We start from the raw sequence: 11062 nt of genomic DNA, 5'->3' as shown, positions 1-11062 counted from the left end.
GCATCGATATCGCTTTTAATGAAAGATTCTAATTGGGCTATTTCTTTTTCTCTATCTTTTTGTTGCAGTTGTAAGTTATTCATTTTTTATTCACGATCGAGTATTGCATATAATTGTATCATAGTCTTGATAATGATTTAGGATTGCTATATCTGGAGTCGAACGCGGAGTAAGAAATCCCTCTATCACTGCACTTACAAGTCTAGCTAGTGGCTTAGGCATCACAGTGTCCAATCTTCTCGACAATCTAGAAATAGAAGCGGAAAATATAGAGTGAGCAATCAAGATTTAGCAAGCACAATTAAAGCTCAATTAAAACAAGACTCAACCCAATTCAGAGTTTTAAATCTTTTATCCGACCAACAATGGCACTGTCGGGAGTGCGAAGGAAAACAGATAGCATCAGCTCAATATGCTGGCGGTGGCGGAATTCAGGGATTGCAGCGCGGAACAAGGAAGCGCCCCGGTCTGGTTATTGTAACAGAAAAGAGATACTGTCAAACTTGTCAGGCAACACGTTTGGGCGATTTGTGGACAGGAGAAATTAAATCAGCAAATTCTGCTGCTAACATACCCGCTTCTCTGGTAAAAAGAATTCTCGAAGTTTACTTTTATACAGATGTAATCGAACAGAGAAAACGAGCAGCTCATGAGTTAGTAATTGACCATAGATTCCCAATGGAGCGTTGGGGAGATAATGAGCCACCACACCTGGCATCTATGAGCGAATCTGAAATCAAGGCAAAGTTTCAGTTGCTCAAAAAAGATGCTTCAGGCAATCACAATCTTCTAAAATCTCGAAGTTGCGAACGCTGCATCAAAACAGGGAAAAGAGGTACACCTTTCGGAATCAAGTTTTGGTATAAAAGAGGCGAAGACTGGCCTTCCATACATCAGCGCGGCGCTGAAGCTGAGGAAGGCTGCACAGGATGCGGCTGGTATGATTTTGAAACTTGGCGAAATGCTCTCAATCAAAAACTAGCTGAATCTGTTCGGGAGGTTTAAGAGTAACTAAGCTAGGCTTGTTAAGTGCAATATCAGTCAAATATGGAATAAGTGCAAAGCCGATACACTCTGCTAAGCGGGGCGGCACGGCATTTCCAATTTGCCACATTGCCTTTTTCATAGAACCTTCAAAAATAAATGAATCCGGGAAAGTTTGCAATCTAGCCATTTCACGAGCTGAAATAACGCGATTGAGATAAGGATGAATATGAGTGCCACCGTGATTTTCTTTAACAGTCATACTCGGTTTTCCCGGATACTGTCGCTTGAAAGCATCGGCGTAGCTTTCATACAAAGAACCGCCTGGTGGAACTTTAGCAAGTCTTTCCATGTACTCAACAGAATGACGAGTCCATTCGTGGTTGATTTCTGGGATGGGAGTATACTCTGGTAAATCATCAATTGCTGACTCAATCGCTTTGTATTGTTCGGGCAAAAATTGCGGCTTCGGATAGGGGTTTGGCATCCCGAATCTATTGGCAATAAAAATGGCTCGCGGCCGGATTTGCGGGATTCCATAGGTTGCTGATTCCAGAACAGCAACGGACATATGGGGATAGCCAATTTCATGAAAAGCTTCGCAAATGGCTTGCTTAACAGCTCCTTTTTGCATAGTCAATATTCCGGGTACGTTTTCCATGACAACATACCAAGGACGTATTTCTGAGACTACGCGGACAAACTCTCTAAAGAGGCGATTTCGAGGGTCGTTGGGGTCGCGTTTTCCTGCAACTGAGAAGCCTTGACACGGCGGCCCGCCTACAACAACATGAACTTCTGGCGAACCAATTTCAGCGAGCAACTTTTGGGGATTTAAGTTTTTTATATCGTCGCACAAGTGATGGCAATCGGGAAAGTTTTTTGTATGAGTTGCCGAGGCGATGGGATTAATTTCAACACTTGCTACTGGTCGAAAACCAGCTTGCAATAAACCTTGGGTCATGCCGCCCGCACCGCAAAAAAGATCGACAAATGTATAGTCTGATTTTGGTAGTGACTGAGATTCAACATCAATGAATATCTTGTACGGATCGCAGTCATTTGCTTCTAGTTCGCGTTGGATGCGTTCGTAACGCCCTAATTTTGCTTTCTTCTGCTTTTTAGCAGGAATTGTCTCTTCCTCCTTTGAGAATAAAGACAGTTGTATTGCTTCCATTTTATATTTTTTACGGCATCATATCTATTGTATTGTACTGTACTGAACGAGATGAACCATGAAAGACTATGACATCAATATTTTTTACAGCAACCAAGATGAAGGCTACATTGCCGATATTCCTGATTTAAAATACTGTTCCGCTTTTGGCGAAACCCCAGAATCAGCTTTGCAGGAAGTACAGATTGCTAAAACAGCATGGCTGGAAGCTGCAAAAGCTGCGGGAAAACCCATTCCCGAACCAAAATATCGACCTGCAATATATCAACTTACCACTTGAAAAACATCGCACATCGGCCTTACTGCATCCGATCGATCGTCCGATACTGCACCGCCTCCCCCACATGATTCGTTTTCAAGCTTTCATCCCCCGACAAATCAGCAATAGTTCTAGCAACCTTCAAAATTCGATCGCTAGCCCTCGCCGACAGCCCCAACTTCCGAATCGCCATCTCCAATAAATTCCGAGAAGCCTCATCCAACTGACACCATGTGTTAATGTGACTGCTTTGCATTTCCGCGTTACAGCGCAAACTAGATTCCGACTGAAAACGGCGAGTAGCGAGCTCTCGCGCCCGCTGCACCCTCACCCGCACCGGTTCCGACTCCTCCCCCGTCGGCTGTCGCGTAATTTCCTCGGGTTTCAAACGATTAACCTTAATAACGATAAATCAATAGTTTCAGCCACTCTTACTCTAGTTTCTAGACTGTTTCTAGTTTACTAACGTATTTACGTCGTTTCAGACGCTGAGTTAGCTTACGTTAGCCGTGACAGATTTCTAGATAGTTTCTAGCCTACATCCACAAATAAAAAAGCTCCCGCTATCCCTAGTAAAGAGACGAGCGAGAACTTCGATAAACCAATAGAACTACAACCTAACATTTTTTAGCGACACCATACAGTATCCGCACGTGAACCCAGTGGGCGCAAACTCTCGTTATGCTTGCCGATTGCCTCTTTGTACCACAACCTACCGTAACAATCTTTGATGGCAGCGCCACAGGGCGTGTTGTCAAGTTTGTAAGCACTGAAGAGACGGTCTATCATCTCCCTTCGTGTGAGTACCTCTGTCCAGTAAGGTGGCTTTTTTCCCCGGCACGGGGGTGCGATCGCTTCATTCTCGCTATGTGTATCTTGTGATTCTAACTTTTCGGGTTCTGACCGGGGAGGGAGCGGGTTAAGCATCCCGTCGTGCTGTACGCACCCCTGTTTAACCAGTTCGATGAACTTATCTACTGCCTGACTCATATTCCCGGTCATTTTTAGAAGCTTAACCGTCTCTGGTTTAAGGGTTAGCGTTACGCGCACCGCATCTTTTTTATTTGCACCGGGTTTTAGATTATTTAAACTTTTAGGGTTTATTTTCATGTTTTCAAGTATATTTCCTGGCTTAGCCGCCCGTGTTAGGCGGCTATTTGTAAAAAAGGACTTAAATCATCAGGTCAAAGATATTGGTTAGTTTTCCTTCTTCAACTTTCTCGTGACCGAGTGCTGCTTCAATTTTTGCAACTCTCTGGGCTATCAGTTCGTACTGAAGTTCGAGTAACCGCAGTCTGTCTCCTGAATCTGTTGCGTCTGTTTGTGGGCTGTTAACGAAATCCTCAGGTTCACTGTTTTGGTCAAGTAGTTCTGTTAATTGAGTTAAGAAACTCGCTTTAAAGGCTTCCAAGTCAACAGTTGAGTCTCTATCGATTAGTTCGTTGATAGCTTCTGAAATGATATTCAAGCGGTTTTCGAGCGCTTCAACAGCCATCGCGCTTTTCATCGCAATAACTGCAAAATAAGTAAATTCGTGCTTGGCACTGTCAAAGGTAGGTAGTTTTTGCATCTGCTTTAAGGTGAAAGAGCTAGTTCAAGGTCATTTCGAACGTTGGTTTACTTTGCTTTAACAGCAAGATTCTTGAACGTGTAGCTCTTGTCTCGAACTACTCCCTGTATATTGTCAGTCACACCTAGTTGAGCTATCGCATCTAAAAACGGTCTTCTACCTCGTGACAATGAACCGCCGTCATTGCACCATTGTTTGTAAATTAGAAAAAGTTCCCCAGCAGTAATCTCAGCCCTTGCTTTGAACGTGCAGTGACTTGCGTAAAATTCAAGCGGATCGTTCTTTGCTGAAGGTGTTTTTGCCAACTTACCGTCAGTCGAAACGGGTGCTTTAATTTGCCGTTGACTCAATTCTCGGCTGATATCAACCAAAAGGGACATAGCTGTTTGCAATTGTTGAATTAAATCTTGGTCAGTCATAGTATCACTCCTTTTACCAGTCAATAACGTTTTCGGATTCAAGCTCGTCAAGTAAGTCGGGCGTTGCCCGCGTTGTTTCTAAAGATGTGCCAATCAAACCAATCTCTAAGCTATTTTCACTTTTTAAAAGTTTGTGGCGTTCAAAAAGGTCTTGACATTCACGCGCATCAACGTACAGTACAAGCGCAGCGCGAACCACATCTGATAAATTGCACTTTTTTTCAACGCAAATACGTTTAAGTGCTTCCATCAAGTGAGGTGACAATCGAGCGTGAATCTCGTTTTTTACCATTGTTGAAAATCCTCTTCCTTTAGTTCATAGCTAGTTAGCTCTAGTAACTCTTGAAAGGTAAGTGTGTTAGTCACACCAAAGGTTTGGTTTAACAACAATTCGAGAAATAGCAGATTGCGGTGTACGTCATTTGTGGTGACATTTGAAACGAAAGAAATTGTCATGTCACCGTGTTTTTTAAAACCGTTGATTGTACGCAAAGCTTCTTGTACATTTTTTCTGGCTAGTTCGAGGCTTTCAATTGCCTCTCTTGTCGTGACTGAGATGTCAGCCATGCTGTCGTAATATTCGTGAATACTGTTCATATTGCCTGCCTTTGAGTGTATTTCTTGGCTTAGCCGCCCGTGTTAGGCGGCTATTTGTTAAAAAGGACTTAAACGAACCAGTCACGTCGGCGCAACTGTACCAACCTAAATATTTGCTTTCGGCAGACTTCAAGTAAGTCAACTGCCAAACTCAGATTTAGTTTGAGGAACTTCATGTGTGATGTCGGTATCAAGCTGTTAATTTCTTCGAGCAACCCTTGGCAAGCTGAAATAGTCTCGCAGAACTTAGGACTTTTAACTAAGTTCTCTACCTCTTCTATCCAAGTAAAATCCAACTTTTTAGTTTTCATTTTCTGACAAACTTGTAAATGTACTTTCCTCCTTTAGGTATCACTCCCCAACCTAAAGCCCTCACGTCCATCTGAAGCTGATCGGGTTTAACTTTTGGTATCAGTCCCGATTCTGTGTGAGAATCCATCCTTGCTTTTAAACTTTTGGGGTCTACTTCAACCAAAATAGATGGGGGGCTTAATGCCCATTCTTTGTGCGGAATTCCCGACAACTCAGCTAAGGTGTCAACTAGGATAGTTTCGTAAATTCCTTCCTTTGACTTTTCTCGAAACTCAAAATAAGCTTCAAAAAAAGTTAAAGCTTCGCTTAAGGAATCCCAGACGCCCGTAGACAAACCAGAAGCTATTACATCCGATACAAGCTTCCACTGCTGCAATGAGTAACTAGAAGGAAAATTACCCTTTACTTTTCCCTGAAACTCACTGTACAAATCCCAGTTAGCAAGATTGCTCCAAAAATTATTAAGCTCCTTTTTGAGAGAGTTAATGGCTAAAGTGTCGGGGTTAACTAAACCGCTTAAGTCGAGTCCAAACTTAAATTTGACGGTGATAAGCCGTCTTTTTATCTCGCTACTGCCAATTCGCCACACGGTAGTAAACACTTTTGGGCAAAACACGTAAAAAGGTATGTTTTGACCTTTCCCGTTGCTGATACTCTGTTTGTCCGTGTATCTGTCGTATCCGTTCAAAAGTGCGGTGAGTACGTCTCTTTCCTCAAAAAACTCGCTGTCAGCGTTATCTAGTAGGTAGAAACAGTTTTTCTCAATTGAGAAAGTAGACGGATCTACCCATCGAATTGCGTTGATGTCGTTTTTGATGCTGGCAGCGGTAGAACGTGCATTAAGGATGCTACCCGTTACGCGAGAGAGAATTTTAATGCACTCGCTTTTCCCGGAACCCGGCTCGCCTCTCAATTCAAGTATGGGGAGAACATCGCACAGAACACTAGGAATAGAGGCATAAGCTGCAAGTAAGGGATAAGCAATTTCAGGGTTAGGAATTGCGACAGTTAACCGAAAAAGGTTTTCAATTTTTTTGCCAATTGATTCACCTTCAATCAAGCGTTTATCGCTGTCATCCTGCTTCAATCTTTTAAGCCTCGCGTACTTACCTATATCTAACTCGTCACTTCCAGTTATCTCTTGTCCTTCTTCTGCGGGGTTTTGTAAGGCTTGCTGAATTTCGAGCGGCAAATCTTTGTTGGTCATTTCCACATTCTCGCAATCAGTTCAAGTGTCTTAGCTAGTGCTTGCTGTTCGTTAGCGCCTTCGTCGTCGGTATGTGAATGTGCGAGTAAAGCACCCAATTCGTACAGCGAACTGATAGGGTAATTTTTACCTAAGTGATGCTTTAAGAACTCCCACCTTGCCTCTAATTTCTCGCTTTCGCTTTCAGGTTTTTGGTAGGTTTTTCCGCCCGTGGAACTTAAAGAGGTAGTTTTTAGCAATTCCTTATCACTGTCAGTTAACAGTTTGAAATCCGTTTTGACGGCAACAATTGTGTTTTTAACTTTTCCTTCCCAGTAAGCTATTACCGCTTCTTCCTGTGGAACTTTCATGTCCTCTAAAAACTGAGGTGCTACATACGGCGCGATAACTACCGAAGCACAATTGCCGTCAACGTTCTTCAAAACATCTTTGGCAAAGCCGTAAAGGTAGCTTTCACTAGCATCTACTTCTTTGTCCTCAAACTTTTTCGTTTCGTTATTCCAAGTAGGCTTCTTATCTTTGTAAAAGCTCAAGAGAACTTTTTGACCGTCAACTTTCCAAGCTTTATCCTTTGAGCTTTCTACTCCGACACATTGAAAGGATAGAACCCCGTAGAAGCTTACGCATTTGTCATCTACGGCGAAACACGCCTCGGTAAAAACAATCCGATCGTGCATAGTCACTCGATCCGATACAACAAATAGACGGTGAGGTTTGTTGTCTTTGCCTTCGTAGAAATTTACGGTCATAATTTTGGTGGTAAGTGGGTGTTTTCAAGTGTATTTCTGAGCTTAGCCGCCCGTGTTAGGCGGCTACTTGTGGAAAAGGGCTTAAATCAAGAGGTGAATCTTGCAAAATGTGCGAAACAGTTCCTGCGGATTTTCCTCTAAGGACTGCTCTCGGCAGTATTGAGTAAATTCGGTTATGGCATCGCCAATTAGATAAATTAGCTGATTTGGTTCGTCTTCTTTAAAAACGTCCTGTCTAACCCCGTCAAACAAAAGCTGGTAAAACTCTTTCAGTAAACAATACTTGACATAATTCACGTTGTAGTGAATAAACCTCGGCTTAAGTGTTGCCGACTTAGGGCTTTCACTTTTTAGGAACGATTTCTTGTACTGAATCATTCCGTCTTCCTGAAGCATCTCGATTTGAGGTGAGATGAGGCTTCTCGTTTCGTACCACGGGGTAGTTTCAACTTCCACTTGTTTATTCTCCAAAAATTAACTCAAGTTTTTCTTCGAGTGCTGTTGCCAAGTAAAACAGAGATGATTTCACTTCACTCGGCAAGTTTAACGATGCGTAGTTACTAGCTACAAAAAGTATTTGTTGCATCGTGACTTTATTTGATGCACACAGCATTAAATGCTTGAGGCGTGCAGAATCAGTTAGTATCCCTTTTGGTTCAATTATTAAAAAATCAAAAGGAATAGGTTCCGATTGCATAGCCCAATGGCGAACACTTTTTTCGATAACATCCTTGGATACAACAACTAAATCCGCACGGTAAGTAACTGCTGAACCTAAATCACTTTTCGGAACTACCAAAAAACTTACTTGTCTCAAAAGTTGTAAGTTAGGTGGCAGTTTAAGTGAAACGATTCTGTAGCAGTAGTATTCGTGCATCGAATCAAATTGGTAACACCTTTTTAGAACTGAGAAATTCAAGTCCTTAACGAGCCTAAATTCACGAGTTCCAAAAGCACCGTCCCAATACGCGACATCTTTAAGCGGGTCAAAGTACACCCTCTGGTTGTTGTACTTTCGCTTTTGTTGGTTCACTATTTTGTTGTCAAGGTTCGTTTCTTGTTCACCTTTTTATTGTGCAGTTAGTTTAAGTTTTGTTGTTCTCGAAACATTACAATAATTGTTAACAAAAGTTACAATAAATTAACGATGCACACTCACTGGTTCTGGAAAAATATGAATGACAAATTAAAATCAAAAAAGGACAGCGTTAGATTAACTGTCCCTTACAAAATGCAGCTAGATAACAAGTTTGAACCCTACTCGACTTGTAACGTTACGAGCTTGGCTATGTGTTTGGAGTATTACGACGTAGGTCTTGTCTACACGTTTGATGGCAAATATAGAGAAAATAAAAATATTCAGCTTGAAGACGAACTATATCAATATATGTCTGATAAGGGGTTAAACAAACATTACCCCCAAGACTTAGCGCGAGTAGCGCGTGATTACGGCATTAAGGATGACTTCACCGCTTACGGTACGTTTCAACGTTGTAGAGAGCATTTAAGTAGTGGGCATCCTTTTATAATGCACGGTTATTTTACTCAACCCGGCCACATCATCGTCGGAGTAGGGTACGACAGTACCGGGTTTATAGTTCATGATCCATACGGCGAGTGGTTTAAAACAGGCTACCGCACGGATTTAAGCGGGGAATACTTGCATTACAGCTACGAACTAATAGAAAAAACCTGTGCTTACGACGGTCAGTTCTGGGTTCACTACCTGAGCAAGTAAGTCTATTTTTACAAATAGCCGCCCGTGTTAGGCGGCTAAGCTTAGAAATGCAGACAAGAGGAAAGCTAGAGTCACACCGTGTGCATAGTGTGAACCTAGCTTTTTTAGTTTCTGAGCGTACCGATCGCACAATTTAAAACTCAACCAACAACTCATTAAGCTCTTGCCGAGTTGGCGGGAACTGTCCGCCCCGTTCGGCATGGGTGAGTAACCGCTTGTAAGTTATGCCCGACTTCAAGTCCCCAAAGTGCTTGGCATAGGCGTAAATCCCTTTATCCTGTGCCTCGGCTTGCATTGCCAATTTATCCTTGGGGGCGGTTCGTTTTTCTACTATTCGGTAGTGCTGAGTCATTCTCACGGGTTCGGGTAGCGGCTCGTAAGCTTTAGATGCTGCTATGGCAATTGCACTCAAGGCCCAAATAGTGTAATCGGTGGCTGGCATCCAACAAGCCAGCTTGAGTACCGCCCGTGGGGGCAATAAAAAATTAAGGTGAGGTTTACCTATCCAGCACAACCCGAGTACGGGTTCAGCATACTCAATAAAGGTTTCCGGGCAAGCAAATAAACCATCCCCCGTGAGTTGCCCTTCAAAGTTGCGTATCAGGCGATCGGTAGTTTTCGGCTCGACGCCGTAAAAAGCGTCCACCTGTTCGGGCAACATTACTGGGGCTTGGTAGTAGTGCAACCACTGCGCCGATTTAAGGGTGTTAAGGGTTTGAATCGCAACGTTGTGGGAAATGCCGTCAAACACGGCATCCCGATACCAGCGGAGCGCCAAAGGGGCATCCCACGAATACGTTAACAATTGCGATCGGGGGGAATGACAAGCGGACTGTTGTGACATAATAAAGTAGCCAAGAGTTCTGAACCAACTGGAGGCGAATGCACCCCGAAAGCGTTGACGCGCCGTACGGGTGTTCTATTATTTTGACGATCGCACCAAAAGTCACTTCAAGTCAAGCCGCAAATTCGGGCAAATACCTTCATTTTTACAAATAGCCGCCCGTGTTAGGCGGCTAAGCCCAGAAATACACTCAAATACTCTCATTTATACAAAATCACGTTTCGCTTGACTAACGGGATCGGTTTATTCAGCAGAGGTAGTTTTAGTACCGCGTGGTCAAACTCGCAATCGACTAATGGACGACGTTCGTCTGGTATCACTTTTTGCCCTGCTACGGTAATCTCTTTGGTTTGTTTTTTGTACTTGGTTGTAGATGTACTCTCGCTTCTATTAAAGCCGTCCTTATCGGGTACGGCGTCAAATATTTTAAGCAGTGCCGCAAACAAGTCAATGCCGTCTTGCTTGTTTCGCACGTAGGCATACCCTTCAAGTCCCTGCAATCGGGCTATCTGCCCGGTGTACGACAAGCATTCATCGCCTTTTCTCCAGATATACTTAGCGTCACCAAAAATAGTCTTAATTTTGGTAGCCCAACCTCTAATGTCAGCAGGTGTTACCAGTTTGGCAAGCTTTAGTGCAGCTATTTTTTCGTCGTCGGTATAACCCGCACACCGTATCCACTTAACGCCTGCTTTTTTCTCAGGACTGATAAAATGAAGTTCCAGTAATGGAAAACCCTTAAGTTGTGGTTTACTATTTTTACCCGATACATTCTCGGCGCTACCGCCTTGTTGGTAGCCAATTGCCGTAATGTGATAAACCAAGTCTCGGTCAGAGCCTGACAACTTGTAAAATGTGCTTTCGTCTTCTTTGTCGGGAAAATATTTAATCCACCTACCAATATTACTTTTGCCTACGGGCGTGACATCAATAAATTTAGGTTTAGTCCAAATTTCTATTTCTTTTCCAGCTTTACTTGTGGGGGGTTTAGAAAACTCCTTCCACCAATCGTCAAAATCAATACCACCCGTAGACAGTAAATCGTTAATCGCAAAAAGTAGGGACGGTTCATCGCCGTCGAGAGTGAGACGCTTGTCGGTAGGTTTCTGAGGCATGAGACTAAATCAAAATAAAATTTTTGTAAGTACAAGTTAGCACGAAAAAACTTGTGCTAACCCTATAGGTTTCGATAAAACTTTTTGAGAT

Annotated in this window: 16 protein-coding genes and 1 pseudogene; 3 read left to right on the top strand and 14 right to left on the bottom strand. The window is 42.9% G+C overall.

The window, feature by feature from the left end; genetic code table 11:
* The first annotated feature begins 273 nt into the window (after positions 1 to 273).
* Positions 274 to 1005, top strand: coding sequence for a restriction endonuclease (locus tag E5S67_RS14845; protein WP_172188450.1), 732 nt, complete (start codon positions 274 to 276; stop codon positions 1003 to 1005).
* Here E5S67_RS14845 and E5S67_RS14840 read toward each other — a convergent pair.
* Positions 968 to 2161: a DNA cytosine methyltransferase gene (locus E5S67_RS14840; protein WP_172188448.1), complete on the bottom strand. Its 1194-nt coding sequence runs from the start codon at positions 2159 to 2161 to the stop codon at positions 968 to 970. The two genes, E5S67_RS14845 and E5S67_RS14840, sit on opposite strands and share 38 nt — an antisense overlap.
* A gap of 58 nt (positions 2162 to 2219) precedes the next feature.
* Between E5S67_RS14840 and E5S67_RS14835 the strand changes: the two genes are divergently transcribed.
* Positions 2220 to 2441, top strand: coding sequence for a type II toxin-antitoxin system HicB family antitoxin (locus tag E5S67_RS14835; protein WP_172188446.1), 222 nt, complete (start codon positions 2220 to 2222; stop codon positions 2439 to 2441).
* 19 nt (positions 2442 to 2460) lie between these two features.
* Here E5S67_RS14835 and E5S67_RS14830 read toward each other — a convergent pair.
* From E5S67_RS14830 to E5S67_RS32435, 11 genes and pseudogenes are all read right to left on the bottom strand, one after another.
* Positions 2461 to 2823: pseudogene (locus E5S67_RS14830) on the bottom strand (magnesium chelatase subunit ChlI family protein); the annotation flags it as partial.
* Positions 2824 to 3047: 224 nt separating this feature from the next.
* Entirely contained in the window at positions 3048 to 3530 is a 483-nt protein-coding gene (locus E5S67_RS14825; protein ID WP_172188444.1) for a hypothetical protein, read from the bottom strand.
* A 61-nt stretch (positions 3531 to 3591) separates the two neighbouring features.
* Positions 3592 to 3990 (bottom strand): hypothetical protein, encoded by a 399-nt coding sequence (locus tag E5S67_RS14820; RefSeq protein ID WP_172188442.1) that lies wholly within the window; start codon positions 3988 to 3990, stop codon positions 3592 to 3594.
* Positions 3991 to 4037: 47 nt separating this feature from the next.
* A complete protein-coding gene (locus tag E5S67_RS14815; protein WP_172188440.1) occupies positions 4038 to 4409 on the bottom strand; it encodes a hypothetical protein in 372 nt (123 codons plus the stop codon).
* A gap of 13 nt (positions 4410 to 4422) precedes the next feature.
* On the bottom strand, positions 4423 to 4701 hold the full coding sequence (locus tag E5S67_RS14810; protein ID WP_172188438.1) for a hypothetical protein: 279 nt from the start codon (positions 4699 to 4701) through the stop codon (positions 4423 to 4425).
* Positions 4695 to 5006: a hypothetical protein gene (locus E5S67_RS14805; RefSeq protein ID WP_172188436.1), complete on the bottom strand. Its 312-nt coding sequence runs from the start codon at positions 5004 to 5006 to the stop codon at positions 4695 to 4697. The genes E5S67_RS14810 and E5S67_RS14805 overlap by 7 nt, the downstream gene beginning before the upstream one ends.
* Before the next feature lie 68 nt (positions 5007 to 5074).
* Entirely contained in the window at positions 5075 to 5317 is a 243-nt protein-coding gene (locus E5S67_RS14800; protein ID WP_172188434.1) for a hypothetical protein, read from the bottom strand.
* Positions 5314 to 6525 carry a hypothetical protein gene (locus E5S67_RS14795; RefSeq protein ID WP_172188432.1) on the bottom strand — a complete coding sequence of 404 codons (1212 nt, stop codon included), beginning with the start codon at positions 6523 to 6525 and terminating at the stop codon, positions 5314 to 5316. Before E5S67_RS14795 ends, E5S67_RS14800 begins: the two co-directional genes overlap by 4 nt.
* Positions 6522 to 7274, bottom strand: coding sequence for a hypothetical protein (locus tag E5S67_RS14790; RefSeq protein ID WP_172188430.1), 753 nt, complete (start codon positions 7272 to 7274; stop codon positions 6522 to 6524). The genes E5S67_RS14795 and E5S67_RS14790 overlap by 4 nt, the downstream gene beginning before the upstream one ends.
* A gap of 81 nt (positions 7275 to 7355) precedes the next feature.
* Positions 7356 to 7730 (bottom strand): hypothetical protein, encoded by a 375-nt coding sequence (locus E5S67_RS14785; RefSeq protein ID WP_172188428.1) that lies wholly within the window; start codon positions 7728 to 7730, stop codon positions 7356 to 7358.
* Between the two features lie 4 nt (positions 7731 to 7734).
* Entirely contained in the window at positions 7735 to 8307 is a 573-nt protein-coding gene (locus E5S67_RS32435) for a hypothetical protein (RefSeq protein ID WP_216670463.1), read from the bottom strand.
* A gap of 114 nt (positions 8308 to 8421) precedes the next feature.
* Here E5S67_RS32435 and E5S67_RS14775 point away from each other — a divergent pair, with 114 nt between their 5' ends.
* The gene (locus tag E5S67_RS14775) at positions 8422 to 9012 is read left to right on the top strand and encodes a C39 family peptidase (RefSeq protein WP_172188424.1); all 591 of its coding nucleotides are present in this window, start codon (positions 8422 to 8424) and stop codon (positions 9010 to 9012) included.
* Between the two features lie 133 nt (positions 9013 to 9145).
* On the opposite strand, the gene E5S67_RS14770 is transcribed toward E5S67_RS14775, so the two are convergent.
* A complete protein-coding gene (locus tag E5S67_RS14770; protein ID WP_172188422.1) occupies positions 9146 to 9856 on the bottom strand; it encodes a hypothetical protein in 711 nt (236 codons plus the stop codon).
* A gap of 200 nt (positions 9857 to 10056) precedes the next feature.
* On the bottom strand, positions 10057 to 10971 hold the full coding sequence (locus tag E5S67_RS14765) for a hypothetical protein (protein ID WP_172188420.1): 915 nt from the start codon (positions 10969 to 10971) through the stop codon (positions 10057 to 10059).
* Between the last annotated feature and the right edge of the window lie 91 nt (positions 10972 to 11062).

It is taken from the genome of Microcoleus asticus IPMA8, from assembly GCF_013179805.1.
GTDB lineage: Bacteria > Cyanobacteriota > Cyanobacteriia > Cyanobacteriales > Microcoleaceae > Microcoleus > Microcoleus asticus.
Note: the sequence above shows the minus strand (reverse complement) of the source record. Positions and strands in the feature narration are given on the sequence as shown.

Excerpts from the sequence above, each read along its gene's own strand:
- E5S67_RS14810 (WP_172188438.1), bottom strand. The coding sequence starts at position 4,701 with ATGGTAAAAAACGAGATTCACGCTCGATTGTCACCTCACTTGATGGAA.
- E5S67_RS14790 (WP_172188430.1), bottom strand. The coding sequence starts at position 7,274 with ATGACCGTAAATTTCTACGAAGGCAAAGACAACAAACCTCACCGTCTA.
- E5S67_RS14805 (WP_172188436.1), bottom strand. The coding sequence starts at position 5,006 with ATGAACAGTATTCACGAATATTACGACAGCATGGCTGACATCTCAGTC.
- E5S67_RS14820 (WP_172188442.1), bottom strand. The coding sequence starts at position 3,990 with ATGCAAAAACTACCTACCTTTGACAGTGCCAAGCACGAATTTACTTAT.
- E5S67_RS14840 (WP_172188448.1), bottom strand. The coding sequence starts at position 2,161 with ATGGAAGCAATACAACTGTCTTTATTCTCAAAGGAGGAAGAGACAATT.
- E5S67_RS14825 (WP_172188444.1), bottom strand. The coding sequence starts at position 3,530 with ATGAAAATAAACCCTAAAAGTTTAAATAATCTAAAACCCGGTGCAAAT.
- E5S67_RS14765 (WP_172188420.1), bottom strand. The coding sequence starts at position 10,971 with ATGCCTCAGAAACCTACCGACAAGCGTCTCACTCTCGACGGCGATGAA.
- E5S67_RS14835 (WP_172188446.1), top strand. The coding sequence starts at position 2,220 with ATGAAAGACTATGACATCAATATTTTTTACAGCAACCAAGATGAAGGC.
- E5S67_RS14800 (WP_172188434.1), bottom strand. The coding sequence starts at position 5,317 with ATGAAAACTAAAAAGTTGGATTTTACTTGGATAGAAGAGGTAGAGAAC.
- E5S67_RS14815 (WP_172188440.1), bottom strand. The coding sequence starts at position 4,409 with ATGACTGACCAAGATTTAATTCAACAATTGCAAACAGCTATGTCCCTT.
- E5S67_RS14795 (WP_172188432.1), bottom strand. The coding sequence starts at position 6,525 with ATGACCAACAAAGATTTGCCGCTCGAAATTCAGCAAGCCTTACAAAAC.
- E5S67_RS14770 (WP_172188422.1), bottom strand. The coding sequence starts at position 9,856 with ATGTCACAACAGTCCGCTTGTCATTCCCCCCGATCGCAATTGTTAACG.
- E5S67_RS14775 (WP_172188424.1), top strand. The coding sequence starts at position 8,422 with ATGCACACTCACTGGTTCTGGAAAAATATGAATGACAAATTAAAATCA.